Raw genomic sequence first — 24,139 nt, 5'->3', positions numbered from 1 at the left:
CGAACCCGACAGCCCCGATCGGAACCCCGTCGCGATGCGCGTCCTCATCGGCTCGGCCCTCTACCCGACCCCCCTCGCCCCGCGCACGCTCGGCGGGGCCGAGATCTTCGCCCGCGACCTCGCGGAGCGTCTGGCCGCGGCCGGCACCGCCGTGGCCGCCCTGCGCACCGGCGGCGCCGGCATTCCGGCGGAGGAGACCGCCGGGGGCGTGGCCGTGCGGGCGATCCCGGCGCGCAACCTCCACCCGCCCTTCGAGGCGCGGCGGGACCCGGTCCGGCGCCTGCTCTGGCACGCCCTCGACGACTGGGCCGGAGACGCGGGCCGGCTCGGCCACGCCATCGCATCGTTCCGGCCGGACGTGGTCCACACCAACACCCTCTCCGGCCTGACCACGGCCCTGTGGCGGGCGGCGCGGGCGGCCGGGGTGCCGGTGGTGCACACCCTGCACGACTACTACCTCACCTGCCCGCGCTGCTCGCGCTTCTCCGGCGGCGCGCGCTGCGCGGGCACCTGCGGCGGCTGCCGGCTGCTGACCCGGCGGCGGCGGCGGGCGACGGCGCTGGTCGACGCGGTGGTAGGGGTGAGCCGGCGGATCCTCGACATCCACCTCGCCGAGGGCCTGTTCGCCGGGGCCGCGACCCGAACGGTGGTGCGCAACGCCTGCTCGGTCGCCGATCTCGTCCCCGGGCCGCGCTACGCGGGCGGCCCCGTCACGGTCGGGTTCATCGGCCGCGCCACCCCGGAGAAGGGCCTCGACCGCCTCGCCGCGGCGATGGCCGGGCTGCCGCCCGACCGGGTGCGCCTCGTCGTCGCCGGGCGGGTGTCCCCCCCGGAGCAGGCCCGGCTGCGCGCGCTGGCGCCGGGGGCGGATCTGGCCTTCCTCGGCTTCGTGCCGCCGGCCGCCTTCTACGGCCGGGTCGATCTCGTGGCGCTGCCCTCGCTCTGGGAGGAGCCGGCCGCCCTCGTGGTGGTCGAGGCGCTGGCCGCCGGCCGCCCGGTCCTCGGCAGCCCCTACGGCGGCACCCCCGAGCTGGTCCGCGACGGCGAGAACGGCTGGATCGTCACGCCCGAGACCGGGGCGCTGCGCGCCGCGCTCGCGGGCATCGCCGACCGGCCCGAGGCACTTTCGGCGATGCAGGACGCGGCCCTGCGGGCCGGCCGGGCCTACGGCTTCGACGACGTCGTCCGCGCCTATCGCGACCTCTACGGACGGGTCAGCGCCACCGCCGTCCCGGCAGGGGCGGTCGCGGCGACACCCGCGCAACGACCCGCTGCATGACCCGCGCCTTCGCCTTCGCCAGCTACGTCTACCAGAGCGCCGCGGCGATCGTGCTGATCGTCTGCGTCAGCCACCTCGTGGCGCCCGCGACCTACACCGCCTTCTCGCTGACGCTGGCCAGCGCACAGTTCGCGGGGGTCCTGGCCTTCGAGTGGGTGCAGATCGCGGGCACCCGCTACCTCTCCTCGGCCACCCCCGCGACCGGCCCGCGGCTGCGGGTCGCGCTGCTGGCGGCCGACGGCGGCGGGGCGCTGGCCCTCGCCGCCGCGGCCGGCACGCTGCTGCTCGCGGCGCCGGCCCTGGCGCCCGACCGGACCCTCGTGCTGCTCGGGCTCGGCATCGCCGCGGGCCAAGGGCTCACCGACCTCGCCCTGACGATGGTCCGGGTCGACGGCCGCCTCGGCCGCGCCGCGGCCCTGATGGTGCTGCGGGCGAGCGCCCTGGTGACCGGTACGGTGGCCGGGGCGTGGCTCGACGGCTCCGCCCGGGGGGCGCTGGCCGGCAACCTCGCCGGGCACGCGGTCGGCCTCGCTGCGGCGCTCGCGACGGCGTGGGGCTCCGGCCTGTTCCGCGGCGCCTCCCCGCGGCTCGACCGCGCCGACCTCGCGCGCTTCGCCCGGTTCGGCGTGCCGGCGGCGGCGGCCTCCGTCACCCACCTCACGGTCCCGATCGCGATCCGCTACCTGATCGTGGGCCTCTACGCGGCCAACCCCGCCGTCGCCGCGGCCGCCTCGCTCGCCCTCGACCTGCTCCAGCGGCCGTTCTCGGTCCTGATCGCGGCGATCCACATCGTCAGCTACCCGGAGGTGGTGGCGGCCCACGACCGCGGCGGCCCGGACGCGGCCCGGGCGGCGGCCGCGCGCCTGCTGGAATTCATGCTCTGCGCCACGACGATCATGCTCGGCGGGCTGGTGGCGTTCCTGCCGGAGGCCGCCGCGCTGCTGGTGCGGCCCGAACTTCGGGCGGATTTCGTGGGCGTCGGCGCGGCCGCCACCGCGTTCTACTTCCTGCACGTCCAGATCCAGACGACCCTGGCGATCGTCCCGCAATTGCGGGAGGCGACGGCGCGGCTGGTCGGGGTGGCGGCGGCGCAGCTCGCGACCGTCGCCGGGCTGGTCTGGGCCGGCGTCGGCCTCGGCGCGGCCCCGCGCGACGCCCTGCTGCTGGCCTGCTTCGCCACCGCCGCCGTCGCGCTCTACGCGGTGCGGCCGACGCTGGCCTTCGGCGCCCGGCCGCGCGGCGCACTGGTGGCCGCTGCGGTCGCGGGCGCGGGTCTGATCGCCGCCACGGCCCTGCCCGGGGCGGCGGGTCCGCTCTGGCTCGGATTGCGGATCGCCCTGTCCGCCGGAATCGTCGCCGGGATCGCCTGGGCCGGCGATTTCCTGCACCTGCGGCGTCCGAATCCGCCTGCGCCGCAGCCGCTGCGGCCGCGACGCCCGCGTCAGCCTGCCCGGGGCTCGGCCAGGAGCGCGAGCAGGCTGCGGGCCGAGCGGTCCCAGGCATAGGCGGCGACCCGGGCGTCCTGGCGCGCGCGCAGGGCCGCGTCGGGGGGGCCCGCATCGAGGCGCGCCCGCATCAGCCCGGCCAGGGCCGCCGCGTCGTGCGGGTCGAAGTAGGCCGCCGCGTCGCCGCACACCTCGCGCACGGCCGAGGCGGTGGAGGCGATCACCGGGCAGCCGCAGGTCATCGCCTCAAGGGGCGGCACGCCGAACCCCTCGTACAGGCTCGGAAAGACCAGGGCCTGGGCGGCGCCGAACAGTACGGCGACCTCGCCATCGCTGCGCCGGCCCGCCAGGATCACCCGGGGATCGCGGGCGAGATCGAGGCCGGCGAGGTAGCCGCCGAACACCCGGGCATTGCCCTCGCCGACGACCACGAGGCGCAGGTCCGGATCCGGCACGTGCCGCAGGGCCGCGAGGGCGACGGCGAGATTCTTGTTCGCGCGCAGGTTGCCGAGCACCAGGAAGAACCGCCGACCGGCGAGATCCAGCTCGCCGAGGATCGCGGGCTCCGGCGCCACGCGGGCGAAGTGCTCGGCGCTGTTAGGCACCACCGCGATCCGCTCCGGCGGCACCCGCAGCACCTGCGCGAGTTCGCCGCGGGAGAAGGCGGAGACCGTGGCGAGCCGGGCCGTGCGCGCCAAAGCATGCCCGAGCCCGCCATGGGCCAGCCGGTAGGCGCGGCCGAAGAATTCCGGGTGCCGGAACACCTGCGCGTCGTGCAGCACCACCGTGTGGCGCCGGTGCGCCACCGGGCCGGAATTCGCGAGGCTGACGAGTTGCCCGCTCCGCGCCGCCCAGGCCAGCTCGACCTGGTCCCAGGCGTGGCCGCGCAGACGACCGACGCGGCGCGTCGTCACGGCGGCGAGCGGCAGGGCGTGCCGGGCGCTGTCCGGCGTCAGCAGCACCCACCGCGCCCCCGCCAGCGGCGCGGGCACCGCCCCGGCCGCGATCCGGCGGTCGAGGGCGCCCACGATCTCGGCCGCGTAGCGCTGGACGCCGGTGAGGGACTGGGTGAGGAAGCGGCCGTTGAGGAACACGGTCGTCCCGTCGCGCGCGAGCATGGGGCACCTGCGATGGGGCGCCGGGGAAGGCGCGACCGGGAAGCGCGGCCCGCGGGGGCGGCCCGTGGGGACTGTCCGCGCGGCGGAGCGGAGCGCTGTCTAGCCGGCCGGCCTTGCGATCCGGTTAGGGCGCTCGACGCCGGGCGGGAGACCGGTTCGGCGGATGCGGGTGCGCCGCGACGCCGGCCTTCATTCTACGTTGCGCCTCCGCCGAGCAGGTTACCGGCTGAGGCGGGCAGGCGCCGGACGCCGGGCCCCGCCCCCCTGACGGACCGGCGCGGGGAAATAGCCCCCTCGACCACCGCAATAGGACGCCCGTCTGTACAACGCCGCGGCCCGGACGATGAAGAGCCCTGGCGCCCGGACTATGCGCCGGTGTGTACGCGCCACGACCTGGGTAGTTCTACCCGGTGGTGCAGCGGCCCGGTCGATGCAAGTTAAAAATCCCTAAAAGTCCGGTCATGCTCCGTACAGCCCGGGCGGAGCGCGGCCCTGGAAAGTCGCGTTTTACAACTGTGAGTTTAGTATCGGGATGGTGAGCACCTTACGCGTCCTGCACATCGCCGAGACCGTCCGCGGCGGCATCGCGACGTACCTCACCGAGTTGCACCCGCTGCAAGCGGCCGAGTTCGGAGCGCGGAACGTCGTCTACGTCGTCCCCGCCCACCATCGCGCCGACCTCCGCGACATCCCCGACGCGGCCGTCGTGACGTTCGGCGGCCGCGGCCGGACCGCGCAGGGCTTCGCGGCCATGGCCTTCGCGGGCCTGCGCGAGGTCGTGCGCCACCGTCCGGACGTGGTGCACCTGCACTCGACCTTCGCGGGCGCGGTGCTGCGGCCGCTGCTGGCGCTGATGCCGGGCCGCCCGGCCGTGGTCTACTGCCCGCACGGCTGGGCCTTCTCCCGGGAGGTCTCCCGGCCGAGCCGGGCCCTCACCCGCCTCGTCGAGCGGCTGCTCGCCGGGCTGTCCGACCAGGTCGTGTGCATCTCCGAGAGCGAGCACGACGCGGCGCGCGCCTCCCGGGTCGATGCCGGCCGGCTCGCCCTGGTGCGCAACGGGCTCTCCGCGGCGCGCGGGCCGTCGCGCCCTGGCCGATCCGCCGAGCCGCGCGCGAAAGCCGGCCTGCGCGTCCTGTTCGTCGGCCGGCTCGACCGGCAGAAGGGCTACGACCTCCTCGTCGCGGCGGCCGCGGAACTGGCGGAGGCGGTCACGGTCCGGCTGGTCGGCGCGCAGGTGGTCGGGCGCGAGGAGCCCGGAGGCCTGCCGGGCAACGTCGCGGTCCTCGGCTGGATGTCGCGGGAGCGGATCGAGGAGGAGTACGCCTGGGCCGACATCGTGGTGATGCCCTCGCGCTGGGAGGGATTCGGGCTCGTGGCGCTCGAAGCCATGCGGGCGGGCCGCCCGGTCCTCGCCTTCCGCACGGGAGCGCTGGAGGAGATCGTCGTCGACGGCGAGACCGGCATCCTGTGCGCCTCGTCGGACACGCCGGGGCTGGTGGCGGCCCTGCGCCGCGCCGCGACCCTGGACCTGCCGCGGATGGGCCGTCGCGGGGCGCACCGGTTCCGCGAGGTGTTTGCGGTCGAGCGCACCCATGGCGGCCTCGTGGCCGCCTACCGCACCGCCCTCGCCCGGCGCGGCGCGCGGCGGCCGGCCTTCGCCGTGGCGACGCCGCAGGCCAAGTGATGCCGCAAGCCAAGTGACGCCGCACGGAGCCGCCGGTCCGCGCCGCGGCGCGCGGCCGCTCGGCACTCTGCACCGGATCGACATCCGCAACTTATGATAGAAGATACCCGGCCTGGATTTAAGCCTCGTTAACCAAGCTCGACGATTGTACCAACCCGAACGGTTCGACCAAGGGTTGTAGTCGCGCCGGTGCTTCGAGCTTGATGCGGCTGAGGTCGATGACGCGTTCCCTGTCTGTCATCCCCGGTGCGGCCTCCCTGCGCGCGCCCGCAGGCGCCGGACCGGATCGAGCCGGGCCCGCCCGGCGCCGCGCCGCCCTCCTGATGCTGGCGGCCTGCGCGCCGCTGCTCGCGGGCTGCGTGACGGCGCGCCCCCGCCAGGATGCGCGCGCGGGCGTCCCGGACGTGACCCGGACCGGGTCGATCCAAGCGGAGCTGCCTCCGGGCCTCGCCGCCGCCGCCGAGGAGGAGGTCGGCCGCACCATGCGCCTCGGCCTCGCCCATTACCGGGCCAATGTCGGCGACACCCTCGAAGTCTCGTTCCTGATCAATTCCAGCACGGTTCAACCCAACTACAGATTGAATCCAAGCGACGAGTTCGAGGTCGATTTCCGCACCCACCCCGAATACAACCGCACGGTGATCGTGCGGCCCGACGGCCGCATCTCCCTGCCCGGCAAGAACGGCATCCGGGTCGCCGGCCTGACCCCGGAGGCGGCCGCCGCGCTGATCCGGGCCACCTACGACGACGTGCTGATCGACCCCGTCGTCACGGTGATGCTGCGCCGGTTCCACACCGCGACCGACGACTTCCGCGACCTGACCCAGCGGGCCGACGGCGGCCGGATCCGGACGCTCGCCATCGAGCCGGACGGCAAGATCAACCTGCCGATGGTCCCCGCGGTGCAGGCGGCCGGCCGCACCGTCGGCGAGATCGCGGCCTCGCTGAACGCCGCCTACCGGCACAATCTCGCGGCGGTCTCGACGAGCGTCCGGCTCGCGAGCCTCGTGCCCGCCAACACGATGGTGTTTGGCGAGGTCCGCGCCCCGGGCCCCGTCACCCTCACCGGGCCGCGCACCCTGGCGCAGGTTCTCGGCTCGGCCGGCGGCACGCTGCCGACCGCGGCGGGCGAGGCGGTGCGCATCATCCGCTTCGACACCGGGGCCGCGGGCACGGTGCAGACCGTCGATATCGGCCGGCCGGGGCTCGCCGACGCGATCATCGTGCCGCCGAACGCCACGGTCTACGTGCCGCCCTCGTTCCTGGCCAAGACCGCGCGCGCCGTCGACCTCGTGGTCCGCCAGATCCTGCTGTTCAACGGCACCGGCTTCGGTGTGAACTACATCACCGGGCCCTCGGCCAGCACCCCGACCAGCGCCACCGTGAGGTCCGGCACGTGACCGCCGCCGACGCCCCCGAGGAGGCGGAAGCGGCCCCCGCCTTCGACCTGCGCGATCTGCTCGCGGCCCTGTTCCGGCACCTCCGGGCGATGCTGCTGATCGTCCTCGCCGCCCTGCTCGGCGCGGCCGGCTACCTGCTGGTGACGCCGGCCGAGTACACCGCCGACGCCAAGCTGATCGTCCGTCTCGGGCGCGAGAAGTCCGGCGCGCAGGCCGTGGGCGGGGCCAACCAGAACTACATGTTCTCCGAGCGCGCGCAGAACGTGAACAACGAGATCGAGATCCTGCGCGACCCGAGCATCGTGCGCGACGAGTTCGCGGCGCTCAAGGCGATCACCCCGACCGGCGACCTCGGCCCCCCGCCCGCCGACTGGTACGACTGGCTGGTCTACCAGGGCCGGCAGGCCCTGCGGGCGGCCAAGGCGGTCAAGACCTGGGTGGTGGACACGGTGCGGGTGCCCTTCGAGGCGGTGGGCCTGCTGCGCCACCTCAGCCCCGACGAGAAGCTCTATGAGGCCTACCGCGCCGCCTTCAAGGTCGTGTTCGTCAAGGAGACGGACGTGATCCTCACGGGCTTCACGTGGACCGACCCGACCTTCGCGGCCCAGGCCCTCAACCGCCTGCTCGACGCCTACAAGCGCCGCCACGTCGAGGTCTACGCCGACGAGACGCCCGCCTCGTTCTACCAGGAGAAGCTGGACCGGGCCCGCGCCGACCTCGCGACGATCGACGCGCAGCTCGCGACCTACCTGAAGGGCAGCAACACCGCGAGCTTCGAGATCGAGCAGCGCAACGACCTGAGCACGCTCTCCGACCTCGCCCGGCAGAAGTCGGCGGCGCAGATCGAGCGGGAGGGCATCGAGACCCGGCTCCGGCGCACCCGCGAACTCGGGCCCGACCGCTGGCAGCCGACGCCCGCGGACGCCGACCCGACGGTCTCGGCCTTCGACCAGCGCTGGGCCGAGCTGCGCACCAAGCGCGCGGAGCTCGCCACCCGCTTCCGCCCGGCCGCCCCCGAACTCGCGCGGCTGGAGCACGACCTCGCGGCGCTCGCGCGCCAGAAGTACGGGGCGCTGATCGCCGCCGACACCGCCCGCCTCGCGGTGCTCGCCGAGAAGATCCGCGCGATCTCGGCGGTCGAGGCGAGCCGCCGCACGGCCGCGATCGGCCAGAGCGACGCGGCTTTGGCCTACGGAAGGCTGGTGCAGCAGAAGGGCCTGCTCACCGACGAGATCGCCGAGACGCGCAAGCGCATCGACGCGCTGAAGACCGGCTCGGGCCTCGACGCGCAGACCGTCACCTCCTCCGCCCTCGTCGCCCGCGCGGTGCCGCCGCGGATGCCGTCCGGGCCGAACCGGCCGCTGATCCTCGGGCTCGCCGCGGGCCTCGGGTTGCTGGCTGCCCTGGCCTACGCCGCGCTCGCCGAGATCCTGGCGCAGACCTACCGCAGCGCCTCCGAGGTCGCGCGCTCGCTGCGCGTGCCCGTGCTCGCCGCCGTGCCCCTCCAGCCCGCCCCCCGCGAGCCCGGCCCCGGCCGGGCCGCGCCGCTCCGCCGAGCCGCCGCATGACCGCATTTCCGGCCGCCCCCGCCACCCCGGCGATCGACCCCGGCGTGATCGAGCCGGCGCTGGTCCAGCTCGCCCGGCACGAGAGCCGCCTGCGCCGCGTCGGCGTCACCGCGGTCCAGGCCGGCGAGGGGGTGACCACCTTCAGCCGCGAGATCGCCGGCGCCTACGCCCGCCGCGGCCGCGCGGTCGTCCTGATCGAGGCGAACTGGTCGCGGCCAGCCCTTGCTGCCGCCTACGGCCTGCGCGAGCGGCCGGGCTTCGCCGACATCGTCGCGGGCGACGTGGCCCCGGGCCGGGGCGTCCACCGGGTCGCCGAACGGCTCAGCGTCGTGCCGGCGGGCAGCCCCGGGGCGATCCGGCGGGCGACCCTCGACGATGGCCGCGTCGAGGATTTCCTGGCCCTGGTCGATGCGCGCTTCGACCTCGCGATTCTCGATTGCGAGCCGATCACCGAGATCGGCGACGCGGCGGCCCTGGCGCCGTTCGTCGACGGGTTCGTGGTGGTGATCGGCGCCGAGCGCACCCGGCGCGCCGTGGCGCGGCGGGCGCTCGCCGACCTCAAGGCGGCGGGGGGCGCGCCGCTCGGCGTGGTCCTCAACCGCACCCGCCGACCGATCCCGCGCTGGCTCTACCGGTGGCTCGGATGAGCGCCGCCCGCGCGCTGCCGCTCGCCGGCCTCGGGCTCGCCGCCGCCGCCGCGGCGATCGCGCTCGCCGCGGCGCCGCCGAAATTCGCGGCGGTCGGGCTCGCGGCCGCCTGCGGGGCGGTCGGCGCGCTGATCCTCGGGCAGCGGGTGCGCCTGACGCCCTTCCTCCTCGTCGCTCTGGCGGTGGGCCTCACGGTCAAGCTCGACGTCAGCTTCTTCCAGCACTTCGAGGCGGTCGGCCAGTACCTGCCGAGCATCGGCGGCGGCGCGGGCCTGACGATCAGCGTGGCGCTGCTCGTGGCGCTGTGCCTGATCGCCTTCAAGCTGGCCGGGATCGGCGAGCGGACCCGCGTCCTGCGGATCGACCGGCCGCTGGTGCTCACCCAACTCGCCTTCCTCGCCGCGGGCTTGGCGTCGCTCGCCAACGCCACCGACACCGCGCTGCTCGGCTTCGACGCGTGGCGCTTCCTCGGGCTGCTGCTCGTCTCGGTCGCCGTCTCGAACCTGTCGGGGAGCGACATCCGGGTCCTGGCGCTGGCGATCTGCGCCCTGTGCCTCGTCCAGACCCTGGTCGCGGGCCTGCAATACGTCTCGGGCTCCGAACTCGGCCTGTCGATCCTCGGCGAGGAGCAGATCGTCGAGGAGAACATCAACTTCTCCGCCCAGCGCCGGGCCGGCGGCCTGAAGGTCCACCCGAACATCCTGGGCTACTATTACGAGTTCGTCTGGCCGCTGGCGCTGGCGCTCGCCCTGTCGCGCGGGCCGGCGCTCCTGCGCCTCGTCGGCGCGGCCGGCGCGCTCTCGGCCCTGGTCGGTGTGGTGCTGACGCTCTCGCGCGCCGCGTGGCTGACCTTCCCGCTCTCGGCGACCCTGGTGCTGCTCCTGGTCTACCGGGACCGGCTCATGTCCCGCCCGAGCCTGGTCGCGGCGGGGCTGCTGGCGGTGGCGGGCGGCGTCGCGGCGATCTACGCCGGGCCGCTGATCTGGGAGCGGCTCACCGCCGACGACGGCGGCTCGGCCGCCCAGCGCGGCCCCCTCAACGCCGCCGCCCTGGCGATGTTCGAGCTGCACCCGGTCCTCGGGGTTGGCCTGAACAACTTCGGCAACCAGTTCGCGGTGCTCGACCGGACCGGCCTGTCGCGGCTCGCGGGCCTGTTCGACCGCTCGAACCACGTCGTGCACAACCTCCACATCCTCGTGCTCACCGAGGTCGGGGTGGTGGGCTACGCCGCCTTCGCCGCCGTATTCGGTGTCGGGATCGCGCGCGGCCTGCGCGCGGCGCTGCGGGCGCCGGTGGGCGACCCGCTCGCGGCGATCGCCGCTTCCTGCGCGATCGGCCTGACCGCGCACCTGCTGCACGGCCTCGTCGACCCGGGCTTCCGCCTGAACCTCGGCATCGCCGAGCTGCTCTACACCGGCCTCGGGCTGATCGCGGCGGTGCGGGCGGTGCAGGTCCGGGCGGCACGGCTCAGGGCCGCGCAGGCGCGGGACGCGCGCCGCCACGCGCCCCGGCCCGCGCCGCCGAGCCCCACACCGCTCAGCGCCGCGCCGCCACGCCCCGCACCGCCGCGCCCGTCCCGCGCCTGGGACGACGCCCCCCTCCCCGGCAGAGCGAGCCCCCGATGAGCGGGATCGGCCTCAGCGTCCTGATCGTCACCTACAACGCGGGTGCCGACATCGACACCTGCCTGCGCCTGCTGCGCGCCAGCCGGATCGACCGCCCCTACGAGGTGATCCTCGTCGACAACGCCTCCGGGGACGGCACGCCCGAGCGGGTGGCGCGGGAGTTCCCGTGGGTGCGCCTCGTCGCCGAGGCCGAGAACCACGGCTTCGCGGGCGGCAACGCGCTGGCGCTCGGTCTGGCGCGCGGCGCGGCGATCCTGCTGCTCAATCCCGACGCGTTCCTGCGCGACCCCGACGCGGTGGCGACGGCGCTCGCCCATCTCGACGCCCATCCGGAGGTCGGCGCCGTGGGCCCGCGGCTGACGTTCCCCGACGGCGCCCACCAGGTGGGGGATGCGGGCTACGAGCCGCGCCCGCTCACGGTCCTCGTCCACGCCGCCGGCCTGTCGGGCCGCTTCGGCCTGCGCGGCCTCTACCTCTCCGGCCGGCAGGCGCGGGCCGCCCTCAGGGCCGGCGGCGCGCCTCTCGACGTGGACTGGCTGTGCGGCGCGTTCCTGCTGCTCCGGCGGGAGGCGGTGGACTCGATCGGCGGTCTGTCGAGCCCGATGTTCCTCTACGGCGAGGACGTGGACTGGGGCTGCCGCCTGCGCGACGCCGGCTGGCGGGTCGCCTACCTGCCGGGGATCGCCGTGGTCCATCTCCAGGGCGGCTCGCAAGCGGGCTCGGGCAGCACCCGCTCGGCGCGCTGGCTCGACGGGCTCGCCGCCGTCTACCGCCTGCGCAATTCCGGCCGCAGGCTCGCATCGCCGGCGTTCTTCTCCGCGCCGCTCCGGGTCGGCTTCGCCCTGCGCGCGCTCGCCTACGGGATCGCCGGGCGCCTGCGGCGGCGCCCGGACCTGACTGCGAAGGCCGGCGACATGCGCCGCTTCGCCGGCCACCTCCGCAGTCTTCGATGAGTAAACTCGCACTACATCACGCCCGCTTGCGGATGAAGACCATGTGATACCCCTTGAACGGCCCCGGCGTCAGCCGGAACAACAGGTCCCAGAACTTGCCCAGGACGATGTTTTCGCCATGGTAGAACGGCTGCCCATCGAAACTGTAGGTGAAGTGTTCGAAGCGGTCAGTTGGGAAAAGCCGCTTCCGCGCCGCCTCCGTGTTCATCGTGTAGAGTGGGACGAAGGAGTCGATCTCGACCCGGCGCGGCTCGACGAGGCGCAGCACCCGGGCGTGCAGGCGCTTGGGGATCAGCCGCGCCCCGACCCCGACATAGCCCCAGCGGTTGGGCGTCCAGGCGCAGAGCCAGCCCCCTGGGGCGAGGACGCGCCCGAGCTCGGCGGCGGTGACCTCCGGGGTCTCGATGTGCTCCAGCACCGAGAAGGCCGAGATCAGGTCGAAGCTGGCGTCGGGGAACGGCAGCAGGCCGTCGTGGCCGAGGAGCTTCACCGCGTCCGCCGACTTGTTCCCGAGGACCGCTTCGTCCACGTCGCAGGCGGTGACGTGGGCGCAGCGCCCGCGGAAGTCGCCCAGGCGGCGGCGCAGCGGGACCGGGTCGTCGCTCCACTTGCCGCGGCCGGCCCCGAACTCCAGCACCCGCATGTCGGGGCGCAGGAGCGCGTTGACGCGCACGATGTAGGCCATCCGGTGGTCGTTCCGGGAGTAGCCCCCGGCGCCCATTTCCCGGAACAGGCGCTGCTCGACGGTGATCATCCCTCAGGCTCCTCTGGAACGCTCGTCGTCGGACCGGGCACCGGGCCGGCCGCGCGGAGCGGGTTGAAACGGACGGGGGCGGCGCGCCGGGGCGGGGGGGATCCGCGCCCGGCGGTGGCGATCCTCGGCACCCGCGGGGTGCCGGCGGCGCACGGGGGGTTCGAGACCCTGGCCGAGCGCCTCGCGATCGAGCTGGTCGCCCGCGGCTGGCGGGTCGAGGTCTACTGCCAGGTGAGCACCCCGACCCCGCCCTCGACCTGGCGCGGGATCGCGCTGATCCCGGTGGCCGCCCGGGGCGACGGGGCGCTGTCGACGATCGTGTTCGACCTGAAATGCACCCTGCGCGCGGCCGGCCGGCCGGCGCTGCCGCTGGTGCTCGGCTACAACACGGCCGCCTTCTCGCTGCTCTACCGCCTGCGCGGCAAGCGCAGCGTGATGAACATGGACGGCATCGAGTGGAAGCGCGAGCGCTGGTCGCGCCCGGCCAAGGCGTGGTTCTGGCTGAACGAGTGGCTGGGCAGCGTGTTCTCCACCCACCTCGTGGCGGACCACCCCGAGATCGCCCGCCACCTCGCCCGGCGCACCGACCCCGCGCGGATCACCACCATCGCCTACGGGGCCGACCCGATCGCCGACGCGCCGGCCGCCCCGCTCGCCGAGTACGGGGTGAAGCCCGGGGGCTACGGGCTGGTCATCGCCCGGGTGGTGCCGGAGAACCTCGTCCTTCAGATCGTGCGCGCCTGGAGCGAGACCCGCCCGGGCCTGCCGCTGGTGCTGCTCGGCAAGGTCGATCCGGACGATCCCTACCACCGGGCCGTGCGGGCGGCGGCCGGGCCCGACGTGGTCCTGGCCGGGGCGATCTACGACGCGGGCCGGGTCGCCGCCCTGCGCCGCCACGCCCGGTTCCACATCCACGGCCACACGGTGGGCGGCACCAACCCGTCGCTGGTCGAGGCGCTGGGGGCCGGCTGCCCGATCCTCGCCCACGACAACCCGTTCAACCGCTGGGTGGCGGGCGACGGGGCCGTGTACTTCGGGGACGAGTCGGAGCTGCGCCGGGGCATCCTCGCGCTGGTGCGCGCCGCGCCGTCCCGCCTCGACGCGATGGCCGAGGCCTCCCGGCGGCGCCACGCCGAGGATTTCGGCTGGACCGGCATCTTCGACGCCTACGAGGCGGTGCTGGCCCGCCACGTCCCAGCCGCCCAGGCCGCGCGGGTGCGGGCGGCCCCGTGACGCGGGCCGTCCGGCCCGGCGCATCCTAAGCAGGTTCGCGTCGGCACGCCAACGCTTCACCCGCTTAGATCCTTGACGGATCGCAGGCTTTCGACGCCGAACCGGCGACCACTTCGGCGAAACCTGCTTAAGCGCCATCGCCGGCCTCCGCCGCGGGCGGCGTCCGCGTGAGCCGCTGCGGCAGCATCGTCACCGTGCCCGCCGGCACGTCGCGCCGCGTGCAGACGCCGATCCCGATCCAGGCCCCGTCGCCGACCGAGACGTCGCCCCACACCGCGGCGTGGGCGCCGACCACGGCGTCGTCCCCGAGGCGGGGCGCGTCGGCGGGGAAGGGCTGCCCCGGCGCCGGCCAGACCTCCGGCCCGACCAGGGCGCTCGGCAGGACCGTCAGCCCGCGCCCGGCGCCGGCGCAGAACGCGACGCGCGCCGGGTGCGGCACGAACAGGCCGGGGCCGATCCGCGCCCCGGGATGGAAGCTCGCGCCGGTCAGGGTCCGGCAAACGCCCGCGACCAGCGCCGCCGCGCGGCGGTGCCCGCGGCCGTGCAGCAGGTGCGCGACCCGGTGCAGGGCGGCGACCTGCATCGCCGGCAGCGACAGGTGCATCAGCCGCCGCAGGCCCGCCACCGGCCGCCCGCCCGTCGTCTGGCGCAGGACGCGGGCGAAGTCCGCCGCCAGCAGACTGCGCAAGCCGGCGAGACTGTGATGGTCGGCGAGGCTGTGATGGTCGAGCTCGCGCGGCGCGGGCGTCACGGGGCTCACGCCGCACCTCCCCGGCCCGGCAGGGCGCGCCAGGGCTGCGGCATCACCGTCTCCGCGCGGGCGACGTCCTTCAGCACCACAACCCGTGGCCCCAGGCGGGCGCCGTCGCCGACCCGCACGGCGCCGAGCACCAGCGCCCCGGCCTCCAGCACGACGCCGTCGCCCAGCACCGGCAGGCCGGGACCGCCGCCGACGTCGCTGTCCGGCTCCTTCAGCAGGCCGCCGATCGAGGCCTGGACCCCGAAGGCGGCGTCGCGGCCGACCGCCCCGGCGATGACCGCGCCGTAGGGGTAGGGCAGGAACAGGCCGCCGGCGATCCGGCTCGACGGCGGGATGTCCGCCCCCGTCCACCAGCCGTTGACGAGCCAGAGCAGCCACGCGGTCACCCGCCAGCCGCGCTCGTGCGCGTAGCGCGACAGGCGATACAACCAGACCGCGTGGTAGCCGCGGGCGAACCGGGCGCGGGGCCAGCCGCGCCGCCGCCAGTGCGCCCGGTCGTCCCGCAGGGCCGCGCGGGTGCGCGCCCAGGGTCGCTCGCGGGCGCCGGGCATCGGCGCCCGGTCGATCCGAGGTTCCGCCGTCGCGCGGGCCGTGTCGGGCATACGCAGTCCTCCGGTTTCGATATCGAGACGGGTATGCAACCATAAATTGAAGTCTCGGTTGCAAGCCATACGCATCCTGCCACGATGCAATTGCAGGTCGTGTTTTGCAGACAGGCATCACCGGAAGATGCGAGACTTGGTAAACCGATCGCCGGGCCGGACGCGCCGGGGCGGGGGCCGCTACGGGGCCAACCTGCTCGGCCAGGCGGCGGGGCGCGGGATCTATCTCGGGGCCGGGTTCGCGGCGTTCGTGATGGTCGGCCAGGGCGCCGGCCCGGCGGCGCTCGGGCGCTACGGCCTCGCCCTGGCGGTGCTGGCGGTGGCGGTGATCGCCGCGGATTTCGGCACCACCCTCACCTTCGGCGCCCGGCTCGGGGCCTGTCGGCCGGAGGAGCGGCCGGGCGAGGTCGCGCGGATGCTCACCGCCCGGCTGATCCTCGGCGGGCTCGCCGGCCTCGGCCTCCTCGCCGCCCTGCCGCTGCTGCCCGCCGAGATCCGCCCGGCGCTGCTGCTCGCCGCGCTGCTCATGCCGCTGGCCGCCGCGCGCTTCCTCGACGCCCTGTTCCAGGTATCCGGGCGGCCGGCTTGGTCGAGCGGTCCTGCGCTGGCCAACGCGATCGTCCTGCTCGGCGGCACCGCCCTCGCGCTGCGGCTGGGGGCCCCGGAGGCGGTCCTGTCCGCTATCGCGGTGGCCGCGGGAATCGCCTACGGCGCCGTCGGCCTGGCCCTGGCCGGGCGGCTCGTCCCCCTCGGCCCGGCCCCCGCGCGGGAGGGGTGGGCGCTGCTGCGCGCCGCGGCCGGGGTCGGCGTCGCGAACGCGCTGGGCACGCTCAACGGCCGCATCAGCCTGCTGATGCTCGCGGGTGCCGCCACCGCCGCGGAACTCGGGCGCTTCACCGCGGGCTTCCGGGTGTTCGAGCTGGGCGCCGCCGCGGCGATCACCCTGTGCGCCCCGCTGGTGCCGGTCTTCGGGCGGGCGGCGGGTCCGCTCGTCGACGGGCGCCCGGCGGCGGGGACCGGCCCGCTGCGCGCGCGGGTGTCCACCGCCCTCACCCTGAGCCTCGCCGTCTCCGGCGCGGGCGCGGTCGCCGCCTGCGCGCTGGCCGAGCCCCTGGTGCGGCTGCTGTTCGGGCCCGACTTCGCCGGCAGCGTCCCGGTGGTGCGGGTGGCCGCCGCGATGAGCGTCGTGCTGATCGCCGCCACCGTGCTGTTCGCCGGGCTGGTGCCGCTCGGCCGCACCGGCTTCGCGGTGCGCGGCGGCGCGGCCGCCTGCCTCGTCAACGCCGCCGGCTGCGCCCTCCTGATCCCGTGGGATCCGGTGACCGGGGCGGCGCTCGCCGCGCTGGCCGCCGAGTGCGCGATGCTCGCGGTGGTCGCCCACGCCTTCCACCGCGCCGCCGGACCGCCGCTGGCGGCGGCAGACCTCGGCCCCGCGCTGGGTCCCGGCCTCCTCGCCGCCGCCGTCTGGGCCCTCGGCCCGGCCGCGGCCGTGCCGGTCGCGGTGCCCGCCGCCGCCGTCCTCGCCGCGGCCGCAGCCGCGGCGCTCCGGCTGCGCCGGCCGCTGCCCGTCCTCTCCCTCCCCGTCCCGGAAGCCTCGTCATGAGCGACGCCCCCGCCCTCTCCGTCATCATCCCCACCCACGGCCGCGCCGACACGCTGCGCCTGACCCTGCGCGCCTTCGACCGGCAGGAGACCGACGCCCCGTTCGAGATCGTGGTCTGCGACGACGGCTCCGCCGACCACACCGGCGCGGTGATCGCCCGGGCCGCCGCCACCGGGCGGATGCCGGTGGTGCACCTGCACCAGGTGAACAGCGGCGCCAACGTCGCCCGCAACCGCGCCATCGACGCGGCGCGGGGGGAGCGCCTGCTGATCGTCAACGACGACACCATCCCGGCGCCGAACCTCGTGGCGGCCCACCTCGCCGCCCACGCCCGGCGCGGCGGCCGGCACACGGCGATCCTCGGGCGCATGACGATCGACCCGGCCCTGCCGTTCTCGCCGTTCTCCGCCCTCCACCACGACGCCTCCTACGACGCGCTGGCCGGGCGGGAGGAGGTCGGCTGGGACGCCTTCCTGACCTGCAACGTCAGCGTCGACCGCGCCTTCCTGCTGGAGGCCGGCGGCTTCGATCCGAGGCTGACGTGGCACGAGGACATCGAGCTCGGCGAGCGCCTCGCCCGCCGGGGCATGCGCCTGTTCTACGAGCCCGGGGCGCTCGGCTACCACCACCACCTGCTCGACGAGGCGGCCTACCTGCGGATCGCCGAGCGCGAGGGCGCGGCCCTGGTGCTCTGGTATCGCAAACGGCCCGACCTCGCCGCCGAACTCGCCCGCCTCGGCCTCGTCGGGCCGCCGCCGCTCGGCACCGCCGTGCGCCACCGCCTCGCCGACCTCGCCATGCCGACCGCGCTGCTGCCCGGCTGGCAGGCTGCGGCCCGGGCGCTCACGCGGCTCAATCCGGAGGCCGGGCGCCGGGTGTGGCGGCGGCTGTTCCAGCGCCGCAAGCGCCTCGCCATCGCCCGCGCCCTGGCCGCCTGAGAGGGATCCCCATGCGCGACGTCCTGCCCCGCCTCCCCGACCTGCTGGCCCTGCTGCTGCTGCCGGCGCTCGCCGCCTGCGACGCGGCGGGCGCCGTCGAGCCGCAGAACATCCTCGTGGACGCCGCCGGGGGCGCGATGCCCGGCTACCGCACGGTGGCGCGGCTCTCCGACGTGCCGTTCGCGGCCCTCGGCCCCGGGTCGAGCGTGCTGATCCGCGGCGGGTCGCACGCCGACCCGGTCTTCGTCGCCGCCCGCGGCACCGCCCAGGCGCCGGTCAAGGTCGGGGCGGTGTCCGGCACCGCGCCGGTCCTGTCGAACTCCGTGGTGTTCGAGGGCGCGGCCTACGTCACCGTGAGCGGCCTCACCGTGCGGGGGGCCGTCAATTCCGGCTTCATCATCCGCCGCGGCTCGCACCACGTCAGCGTCACGGCATCGACCGTGCAGGATTCCGGCCTCGGCATCTGGATCGGCGACGGGGCCGGGCCCGGGCACAAGATCACCGGCAACACCCTGGAGCGCAACAAGACCCACGGGGTGGCGATCGACGTGATCAACGCGCCGCCCGAGGACCCGAGCTACATCCTCGCCAACACCGTGACCGGCAACGGCATCCACGGGATGGAGATCAACGGCTCGGGCTACGTGGTCGAGGGCAACCGGGTGTCCGGCAACGGGGTGGCGATGTCGGGCACCTCCGGCATCCACGTCTACGCGAAGGACGCCGCCCAGGACGCGGGCGACCGCAACACCATCCGCTACAACATCGTCACCGACCAGCGCGAGACCACCGGCCAGGACGGCAACGGCATCCAGATCGACCAGTGGTGCGACGGGAACACGGTGGCCTTCAACGTCGCCGCCGACAACGACGGCGCCGGGATCAACCTGTTCGACGCGGGCGCCAACACCGTGGTCAACAACACGGTGACCGGCAACATGCGCGATTCCGGCGGCCGCCACGTCTACCGCGGCGAGATCGTGCTGGCCTCCGACTACACCAAGCGGGTCGACCGCACCTCGGAGAACCGGGTGCTCAACAACATCGCCTACGCCACCCGGCCGGGGGTGTCGGCGATCGTCGTCGAGGCCACCACCGTCGACAACCGCAACGCCATCGGCCCGAACTTCCTCGGGACGCGCACCGGCGCCCCGCTCTACCGGTGGGGGGCGAAGGCGACCGACGACGGCGCGAGCCTGCCGCTCGGGGGCCGCGGCCCCGACCTGACCGGCGCCCCGGCCTTCCTCGATCCCGCCCGGCCGATGGCCGGCGGGCTCGCCCTCACCGCCGCCCCCGCCCGGGCCGGCGTGCCGCTCGGCGCCACCCGCGACATCGCCGGCCGGCCCTACGGGCCCGGCGAGGCCCCGACCTTCGGCGCCTACAGGGGCCCGTGAGAGGAGTGCCCGAACCATGGGGAGCGCCAAGACCATGAGGAGCGCGTAGGGACATGCCCCGCATCGGCATCGACGCCCACGTCGTCACCGGCAAGCCGCAGGGCAGCCGCACGTGGCTGATCAACATCGTCGGCCGCGCCGCCGCCCGGCACCCGGAGGCGACCTACGTGGTCTATTCCGGCGATCCGGAGGTCTGCGCCCGGACGATCTCCGGCCCGAACATCGAGCACCGCCGCCTGCCGCGGGTCCCGGCGGCCGTGCGGCTGCTCGCCGTCTGGCCCTGGCTCGTCCTGCGCGACCGGCTGGACACCCTGCTCACCAATTACATCGCCCCGCCGCTGGTGCCCGGGCACCGGCAGGTGGTGGTGGTCCACGACATCCTGTTCGAGACCCACCCCGAATTCTTCCCGTGGCGGATGCGCTGGCGCAACCGGATCCTCACCCGGCTCTCGGCCCAGCGCGCCCGGCTGGTGCTGACCATCTCCGACTACAGCCGCGACCGCATCGCCGAGATCTACCGGGTCCCCCCGGCCCGCATCGCCCAGATCCGCTGCGGCACCGAGCCGCCGCCGGACGCCGGGACGCCGCCGCTCGCGGACGGGCGGCCCTACCTGCTGATGGTCGGCCGCCTGGAGCCGCGCAAGAACCTCGGCCTCGTCCTCGACGCCTTCGCGCGGCTGCCCGCGGGGGCCGCCCGGCTGATCGTCGTCGGCAAGGGCGACGGCGAGCGGCCCGGGACCCTCGACCGGCTCGCCCGCACGCCGGACGCGATCCACGTCGCGGCGATCGACGATCGCGGTCTGTCCGGCCTCTATGCCGGGGCCGCCGCCCTGGTCTTCCCGAGCCGCGGCGAGGGCTGGGGCATCCCGGTCCTCGACAGCCTCGCCCGCGGCACGCCGGTGATCGCCTCGAACCGCACGGCGATCCCCGAGGCGGGCGGCCCGGCGGCGCACTACTTCGACCCCGAGGCGCCGGACCGGGTGGAGCGGCTGGCGGCGCTGATGCGCGCGGCGATCGACGGCACGCTGCCCTTCGACGCGGCCGCCGCCCGCGCCCACGCCGCCCGCCACGACTGGGACGGCCCGGCCGCCGCCTTCGTCGCGCTGATGCGCCGGATCGTCCCGGCCCGCGACCCGGCGCCCGCCCGCGAGGATGCGCCGTCCCGCGCCAACGTCCGCACGCAGGTCCCGGGGTCGGGCTAGGAATCCTGACTGGCGACCTGTCGGAAAATCATCAGAGGGGTCACGCCGAACGCACCCGCCGGTCTGCCGAGAACGGCCCTCACGACGGGTGCCATCGCGGCGACGCCCGCTCCCAGCCCACCGAGCGACATCGCGTCGGTCGCCAACGCTTCCAAGTCTCCGGCGGCGTCGGCTTCGTTCGAGGGCAAGGCGTCCAGCACGGCCAACATGGCCCAATCACCGGCGACATTGACCCCATACTTGATGAGCAAGTCACTCGACGTGGTGACCAAGCTGTCAGACATCAAACTGCACCAAGCAAAATGCCCGTCGTCATTGATGCTACACAAAATCGAATGTGGAAGTATATTCAGAACATCGAGGTTGAAGCTCATTTGTTTTGTCGCTTCCGCCTTCCACGATGCGGCAAGTTGGCGACGCTCGGCGTTGGAGACGGGCCTACCGGACGCGATGTGGGCTGCTTCCTGTTGCTGAACTTGCCCGGCTATGAGATTGTCCTTTACGGTTGGTATATTCCACAGTCCCTTCAAAGCGTTCATGTCGAAGATCGACAATCTTCCCCTCAGCAGGACGAATTGACCGATTCGCGCAGCTTTTATGTCTTTGTTTATGAGGTCTTCCAGCATCAGGAAATCGAGCAACGTCAGAGCATTGGTCCAGAGCGGGTCGTAGACCCTCTGAAGGCTTTCCGTTCCTTGCTCGCCAGGGCCTCGCTCGATACCGATCGTTCCGGTTCCGCCCGTACCTACGACCGTTGCACCGCCCCCGATGCTGAACTTGTAGCCTCGAGTGACGTTCTTCGAAGCTCCCTCGATCTGCGTCAACTTCTCAAGAAGGCCGTTGTCATCAAACTGGGAGAGGAAAGATCCGATTCTCTTGTTGTCGCTATAGAGAAAATCATAGACGGAACGTCCGGGGAGCCCGTCTTGCTCCCTTTCGGATACTCTTTCGTCTCTCGTCGACATATCTACGGGCATCCTCTTCCGCGCGCCGAACGTCGTCCAATTCTCGTCTGAGGTCATCGGATGTGATCGGAAGCCACGGCTCGCGATCTGCCGGAGGCCCGGTCTTATCCTTGTCGGCCATTGTGGGCTCCTTGGCATACGCCGTGGTCTCGAAGGTAACGATGGTCCGAAGGTTGTCGAGTGGTTCGTATGGCTGACGGCTCCCGCCGTGCCCGCCTCCCGACTTGTCGCGCCTCCCGCCGTCACGCCCCCTTAAGAGCCGCACCCTGATGCAGGCGCGCGCACCGACTGTGTCTCGCCTTCCGAGGGTACTCGACCTGCCGATGCAACGGCGACAATCCATCCAGGGCGGGCGAGCGTGACGGCGGTCGTTGGGCAGGACAGTCTGCCGACGGACGGCGGATGTGCGCGTCGATCGGCGGCCGACGGGGCACTCACGCGGCCGCCCGACGCCGCCGCAGGATCTCCGGGCCGTCCGCGCCGAGGTCCCAGAACAGGCCGGCCATGATCGCCATCGCCTCGCGGGTGCTGGAGGCGAGCAGGTGCTCGTCCGGCCCGTGCTGGCGGCAGGCGGGATAGGAGTGCGGCACCCAGAGGGTCGGCAGGCCGAGGATCTCGGAGAAGGCGTCGTTCGGCAGCGAGCCGCCGAGGTTCGGCAGCAGCGCCGGCACCTTGCCGCTGCTCGCCGCGATCGAGGCCATCGCCCAGTCCACCCAGGGATCCTCCACCGGCAGCCGCGTCGCCTGGAAGACCTCCGCGCCGCGGGCCGGGCGCACCGCCACCATCGGGAAACCGTGCGCGTCGAGATGGGCGCGGACGTTGGCGACGAGGTTCTGCCAGTCGGTGCCGACCACGAACCGGAGCTGGAGCGTCGCTCGGGCGCGGGGCGGCACGGCGTTGAGGGGCCCGTCCGGGTCGCCGGTGGTGAAGGCCAGCACCTCCAGGGCGTTCCAGGCGAACACCCGCTCGGCCGGGCTGAGCCCCGGCTCGCCCCACTCCGCGTCGATCCCCGGCCCGTCCGGGTCCGCGCCGACGCGGATGTCGCGCAGGGCCGCGCGCACGCCCTCGGGGATCGGCGGCGGGCGCAGGGCCTCGGCCCGGATCGCGCCGCGGGCGTCGACGAGGGAGGCGATGGCGCTCGCCAGCACCGTGCCGGGGTTGCGCAGCAGGCCGCCCCAGTTGCCGGAATGGTGGGCGCCCTCGCGCAGGTCCACGTCCAGCTCGAAGTTGTAGGCTCCGCGCGAGCCCAGGAACAGGGTCGGGCGCTCGGCGCTGAGGCGGGGACCGTCCGAGGCGATCAGCACGTCCGCGGCGAGCGCCGCGGCCTGCGCCCGGCACAGCGCCCGCAGGCCCGGGGAGCCGGCCTCCTCGCCCATCTCGATCAGGAGTTTGACGTTGAAGCCGAGCCGGCCGCCGCGGGCGGCGATCACCTGCTCCAGGGCGGCGAGGTTGAGGACGTGCTGGCCCTTGTTGTCGGCGGTGCCGCGCCCGTACCAGCGGTCGCCCTCGACGGTGATCTCCCACGGCCCGAGCCCCGCCCGCCACTGCTCGGGATAGCCGCGCACGGTGTCGCCGTGGCCGTAGACCAGCACGGTCGGCAGGTCGGCGGCCTCGCGGCGGGCGGCGATCAGGAACGGGCCGTGCACGCCGTCCGGGTTCTCGTGGATCGCCGGGGACTCGAAGCCGAGGCGGGCCAGGAGCGGTGCGACGAAGCCGTCGAGATAGCCGCGCAGGGCCGCCTCCTGCCCCGGCGCCTGGCTCTCGGTCGGCATCGCAACCGCCGCGCGCAGCAGGGCGAGGAACGCACCCGAATCGAAGGCGGCCTCGGCGCGCGCGATGGCCTCGTCCCGCGACATGGCGTGATCTCGCGACATGGCGTGATCTCCGGTGGGCGCGCCGGCCGGCTACGCCGCCAGATCCAGGTAGTGCCGGCCCTGCCGGTCGTCGATCTCGACGATCCAGAGGTCGGAATCGAAGCGGATCTCCTTGGCCAGCCGCTCCTCGGCATCGAGCGGCGTGCCGCCCGCGATCAGGACCGAGAACCGGCGCTCGCCCGCATCCTCGGCCTCGATCAGGGCCTGCGGCGCCGGCCCGTAGAGGTCGGCGGTGCCGTCGAGCCGGTCGACCTTGACGAACACCGCGCCGGCCTCCGCCGCGCCCCGGCGCCGCAGCACCGCGGGGATCCCCTCGACGCCGAGCCGCCTCAGGTGGGCCGAGACCCAGAAATCGGACCGCAGACGCTGCATCTGTTCGGGCTTCCGGAGAGACCCTACTTATCCCTGGCTGGCCCGGACCATCAACGCGCGCAGCGTCCGGCCCGAGGCCTCGCCGGTGACCGGGAGCTTTCGGTCGCGCTCGAAGCGTTCGAGCGCCGCTCGGGTTCCGGGCCCCAGCGCCCCGTCCGCCTTCACCGCGTAGCCGAGCTTGGCCAGCGCCCGCTGCGCCCGCAGCACCGAAGCCTCCGACCCAGCGGCGTCGGGCTTCGCGGCCGACTTGGAATCGGGCTTGGCCGCCTCCCGGACCGGCGGTTTGGCCGGCTGCCTGGGGGTGACCGAGGCGGTGGTCTCCTCGGAGCGGATCAGGTCGCCGATCGCGTCGCGCGCCGCCGGCTTCGGCGCGGCTTCCGCCTGCGGGATCACCCGGACCGGCTCGGACGGAGCCGCCCGCGCGGCGGCCTCCTTGCCGGGCTCCCGGGCGGCGATCTCCTTGGCCGGGACCTTGGGCAGGATCGGCGCGGGGTGGCGCCCGGTCTGGTAGCCGAGGGCGTTGACGCAGACGAGCCCGGCCGCGGCGACGGCGACCACGCCGCCGACGGCGGTCCCGGGGCTCTCGCGGCACAGGCCCACCGCGCCGGACAGGGCGCCGCGGAGCGCCGCGCGCCAGTCGCGCGGCGCCGCGCCGCGCTGCGCCCGGGCGCGGCGGGGGCGGCCCTCGCCCGCGACGGTGATCTCGCGGTAGCCTGGCATCGT

Annotated in this window: 21 protein-coding genes; 13 read left to right on the top strand and 8 right to left on the bottom strand. The window is 74.6% G+C overall.

What is annotated here, in order from left to right; all coding sequences use genetic code 11:
• Nucleotides 1-34: 34 nt before the first annotated feature.
• Both Q8W71_RS04035 and Q8W71_RS04030 read left to right on the top strand, forming a co-directional pair.
• Nucleotides 35-1,279, top strand: a complete 1,245-nt coding sequence (locus tag Q8W71_RS04035) for a glycosyltransferase family 4 protein (RefSeq protein WP_305524038.1) — start codon at nucleotides 35-37, stop codon at nucleotides 1,277-1,279.
• Nucleotides 1,276-2,784, top strand: coding sequence for a hypothetical protein (locus Q8W71_RS04030; RefSeq protein WP_305524037.1), 1,509 nt, complete (start codon nucleotides 1,276-1,278; stop codon nucleotides 2,782-2,784). Before Q8W71_RS04035 ends, Q8W71_RS04030 begins: the two co-directional genes overlap by 4 nt.
• On the opposite strand, the gene Q8W71_RS04025 is transcribed toward Q8W71_RS04030, so the two are convergent.
• Entirely contained in the window at nucleotides 2,721-3,842 is a 1,122-nt protein-coding gene (locus tag Q8W71_RS04025) for a glycosyltransferase family 4 protein (protein ID WP_305524036.1), read from the bottom strand. The two genes, Q8W71_RS04030 and Q8W71_RS04025, sit on opposite strands and share 64 nt — an antisense overlap.
• Nucleotides 3,843-4,374: 532 nt before the next feature.
• Between Q8W71_RS04025 and Q8W71_RS04020 the strand changes: the two genes are divergently transcribed.
• The 6 genes from Q8W71_RS04020 (at nucleotide 4,375) to Q8W71_RS03995 (ending at nucleotide 11,719) form a co-directional block, all read left to right on the top strand.
• Complete coding sequence (locus Q8W71_RS04020; protein ID WP_305524035.1) at nucleotides 4,375-5,526, top strand: glycosyltransferase family 4 protein; 1,152 nt, start codon at nucleotides 4,375-4,377, stop codon at nucleotides 5,524-5,526.
• A 218-nt stretch (nucleotides 5,527-5,744) separates the two neighbouring features.
• Nucleotides 5,745-6,926: a polysaccharide biosynthesis/export family protein gene (locus tag Q8W71_RS04015; protein ID WP_305524034.1), complete on the top strand. Its 1,182-nt coding sequence runs from the start codon at nucleotides 5,745-5,747 to the stop codon at nucleotides 6,924-6,926.
• Nucleotides 6,923-8,494 carry a GumC family protein gene (locus tag Q8W71_RS04010; RefSeq protein WP_305524033.1) on the top strand — a complete coding sequence of 524 codons (1,572 nt, stop codon included), beginning with the start codon at nucleotides 6,923-6,925 and terminating at the stop codon, nucleotides 8,492-8,494. Before Q8W71_RS04015 ends, Q8W71_RS04010 begins: the two co-directional genes overlap by 4 nt.
• Nucleotides 8,491-9,141: a P-loop NTPase family protein gene (locus tag Q8W71_RS04005; RefSeq protein ID WP_305524032.1), complete on the top strand. Its 651-nt coding sequence runs from the start codon at nucleotides 8,491-8,493 to the stop codon at nucleotides 9,139-9,141. Before Q8W71_RS04010 ends, Q8W71_RS04005 begins: the two co-directional genes overlap by 4 nt.
• Complete coding sequence (locus Q8W71_RS04000) at nucleotides 9,138-10,766, top strand: O-antigen ligase family protein (protein ID WP_305524031.1); 1,629 nt, start codon at nucleotides 9,138-9,140, stop codon at nucleotides 10,764-10,766. Before Q8W71_RS04005 ends, Q8W71_RS04000 begins: the two co-directional genes overlap by 4 nt.
• Entirely contained in the window at nucleotides 10,763-11,719 is a 957-nt protein-coding gene (locus tag Q8W71_RS03995; RefSeq protein ID WP_305524030.1) for a glycosyltransferase family 2 protein, read from the top strand. Before Q8W71_RS04000 ends, Q8W71_RS03995 begins: the two co-directional genes overlap by 4 nt.
• Nucleotides 11,720-11,735: 16 nt before the next feature.
• Here Q8W71_RS03995 and Q8W71_RS03990 read toward each other — a convergent pair whose 3' ends face one another.
• Nucleotides 11,736-12,473 (bottom strand): class I SAM-dependent methyltransferase, encoded by a 738-nt coding sequence (locus Q8W71_RS03990; RefSeq protein ID WP_305524029.1) that lies wholly within the window; start codon nucleotides 12,471-12,473, stop codon nucleotides 11,736-11,738.
• Between the two features lie 114 nt (nucleotides 12,474-12,587).
• Here Q8W71_RS03990 and Q8W71_RS03985 point away from each other — a divergent pair, with 114 nt between their 5' ends.
• Nucleotides 12,588-13,706, top strand: a complete 1,119-nt coding sequence (locus Q8W71_RS03985; RefSeq protein WP_305524028.1) for a DUF1972 domain-containing protein — start codon at nucleotides 12,588-12,590, stop codon at nucleotides 13,704-13,706.
• Nucleotides 13,707-13,833: 127 nt separating this feature from the next.
• Here Q8W71_RS03985 and Q8W71_RS03980 read toward each other — a convergent pair whose 3' ends face one another.
• Nucleotides 13,834-14,466, bottom strand: coding sequence for a serine acetyltransferase (locus Q8W71_RS03980; RefSeq protein WP_305524027.1), 633 nt, complete (start codon nucleotides 14,464-14,466; stop codon nucleotides 13,834-13,836).
• On the bottom strand, nucleotides 14,463-15,068 hold the full coding sequence (locus Q8W71_RS03975; RefSeq protein WP_305524026.1) for a serine acetyltransferase: 606 nt from the start codon (nucleotides 15,066-15,068) through the stop codon (nucleotides 14,463-14,465). The genes Q8W71_RS03980 and Q8W71_RS03975 overlap by 4 nt, the downstream gene beginning before the upstream one ends.
• 127 nt (nucleotides 15,069-15,195) lie before the next feature.
• On the opposite strand from Q8W71_RS03975, the gene Q8W71_RS03970 reads away from it, so the two are divergent.
• From Q8W71_RS03970 to Q8W71_RS03955, 4 genes are read left to right on the top strand one after another with little or no spacing between them, the layout of a single operon-like run.
• On the top strand, nucleotides 15,196-16,671 hold the full coding sequence (locus tag Q8W71_RS03970) for a lipopolysaccharide biosynthesis protein (RefSeq protein ID WP_305524025.1): 1,476 nt from the start codon (nucleotides 15,196-15,198) through the stop codon (nucleotides 16,669-16,671).
• Entirely contained in the window at nucleotides 16,668-17,609 is a 942-nt protein-coding gene (locus tag Q8W71_RS03965) for a glycosyltransferase family 2 protein (RefSeq protein WP_305524024.1), read from the top strand. Before Q8W71_RS03970 ends, Q8W71_RS03965 begins: the two co-directional genes overlap by 4 nt.
• A gap of 11 nt (nucleotides 17,610-17,620) precedes the next feature.
• Nucleotides 17,621-19,003 (top strand): right-handed parallel beta-helix repeat-containing protein, encoded by a 1,383-nt coding sequence (locus Q8W71_RS03960; RefSeq protein WP_305524023.1) that lies wholly within the window; start codon nucleotides 17,621-17,623, stop codon nucleotides 19,001-19,003.
• A 53-nt stretch (nucleotides 19,004-19,056) separates the two neighbouring features.
• Nucleotides 19,057-20,205, top strand: coding sequence for a glycosyltransferase family 4 protein (locus Q8W71_RS03955; RefSeq protein ID WP_305524022.1), 1,149 nt, complete (start codon nucleotides 19,057-19,059; stop codon nucleotides 20,203-20,205).
• Here Q8W71_RS03955 and Q8W71_RS03950 read toward each other — a convergent pair.
• From Q8W71_RS03950 to Q8W71_RS03935, 4 genes are all read right to left on the bottom strand, one after another.
• Nucleotides 20,202-21,227, bottom strand: coding sequence for a DUF6414 family protein (locus Q8W71_RS03950; protein WP_305524021.1), 1,026 nt, complete (start codon nucleotides 21,225-21,227; stop codon nucleotides 20,202-20,204). The genes Q8W71_RS03955 and Q8W71_RS03950 overlap by 4 nt on opposite strands.
• A 377-nt stretch (nucleotides 21,228-21,604) precedes the next feature.
• Nucleotides 21,605-23,026: a M20 family metallopeptidase gene (locus Q8W71_RS03945; protein WP_305524084.1), complete on the bottom strand. Its 1,422-nt coding sequence runs from the start codon at nucleotides 23,024-23,026 to the stop codon at nucleotides 21,605-21,607.
• 48 nt (nucleotides 23,027-23,074) lie between these two features.
• Nucleotides 23,075-23,416, bottom strand: a complete 342-nt coding sequence (locus Q8W71_RS03940; protein ID WP_305524020.1) for a DUF1491 family protein — start codon at nucleotides 23,414-23,416, stop codon at nucleotides 23,075-23,077.
• Between the two features lie 27 nt (nucleotides 23,417-23,443).
• A complete protein-coding gene (locus tag Q8W71_RS03935; RefSeq protein WP_305524019.1) occupies nucleotides 23,444-24,136 on the bottom strand; it encodes a peptidoglycan-binding domain-containing protein in 693 nt (230 codons plus the stop codon).
• Between the last annotated feature and the right edge of the window lie 3 nt (nucleotides 24,137-24,139).

The organism is Methylobacterium amylolyticum, from assembly GCF_030700245.1.
GTDB lineage: Bacteria > Pseudomonadota > Alphaproteobacteria > Rhizobiales > Beijerinckiaceae > Methylobacterium.
The sequence above is the reverse complement of the archived record's forward strand: the minus strand, read 5'-3'. Positions and strand labels throughout refer to the sequence as shown.

Coding starts and splice junctions, on each gene's coding strand:
- Q8W71_RS03990 (WP_305524029.1), bottom strand. CDS start 12,473: ATGATCACCGTCGAGCAGCGCCTGTTCCGGGAAATGGGCGCCGGGGGC.
- Q8W71_RS03965 (WP_305524024.1), top strand. CDS start 16,668: ATGAGCGACGCCCCCGCCCTCTCCGTCATCATCCCCACCCACGGCCGC.
- Q8W71_RS04000 (WP_305524031.1), top strand. CDS start 9,138: ATGAGCGCCGCCCGCGCGCTGCCGCTCGCCGGCCTCGGGCTCGCCGCC.
- Q8W71_RS04030 (WP_305524037.1), top strand. CDS start 1,276: ATGACCCGCGCCTTCGCCTTCGCCAGCTACGTCTACCAGAGCGCCGCG.
- Q8W71_RS03995 (WP_305524030.1), top strand. CDS start 10,763: ATGAGCGGGATCGGCCTCAGCGTCCTGATCGTCACCTACAACGCGGGT.
- Q8W71_RS03935 (WP_305524019.1), bottom strand. CDS start 24,136: ATGCCAGGCTACCGCGAGATCACCGTCGCGGGCGAGGGCCGCCCCCGC.
- Q8W71_RS03950 (WP_305524021.1), bottom strand. CDS start 21,227: ATGACCTCAGACGAGAATTGGACGACGTTCGGCGCGCGGAAGAGGATG.
- Q8W71_RS04005 (WP_305524032.1), top strand. CDS start 8,491: ATGACCGCATTTCCGGCCGCCCCCGCCACCCCGGCGATCGACCCCGGC.
- Q8W71_RS03945 (WP_305524084.1), bottom strand. CDS start 23,026: ATGTCGCGGGACGAGGCCATCGCGCGCGCCGAGGCCGCCTTCGATTCG.
- Q8W71_RS04025 (WP_305524036.1), bottom strand. CDS start 3,842: ATGCTCGCGCGCGACGGGACGACCGTGTTCCTCAACGGCCGCTTCCTC.
- Q8W71_RS03970 (WP_305524025.1), top strand. CDS start 15,196: ATGCGAGACTTGGTAAACCGATCGCCGGGCCGGACGCGCCGGGGCGGG.
- Q8W71_RS03975 (WP_305524026.1), bottom strand. CDS start 15,068: ATGCCCGACACGGCCCGCGCGACGGCGGAACCTCGGATCGACCGGGCG.
- Q8W71_RS04015 (WP_305524034.1), top strand. CDS start 5,745: ATGACGCGTTCCCTGTCTGTCATCCCCGGTGCGGCCTCCCTGCGCGCG.
- Q8W71_RS03955 (WP_305524022.1), top strand. CDS start 19,057: ATGCCCCGCATCGGCATCGACGCCCACGTCGTCACCGGCAAGCCGCAG.
- Q8W71_RS04020 (WP_305524035.1), top strand. CDS start 4,375: ATGGTGAGCACCTTACGCGTCCTGCACATCGCCGAGACCGTCCGCGGC.
- Q8W71_RS03940 (WP_305524020.1), bottom strand. CDS start 23,416: ATGCAGCGTCTGCGGTCCGATTTCTGGGTCTCGGCCCACCTGAGGCGG.
- Q8W71_RS03960 (WP_305524023.1), top strand. CDS start 17,621: ATGCGCGACGTCCTGCCCCGCCTCCCCGACCTGCTGGCCCTGCTGCTG.
- Q8W71_RS04035 (WP_305524038.1), top strand. CDS start 35: ATGCGCGTCCTCATCGGCTCGGCCCTCTACCCGACCCCCCTCGCCCCG.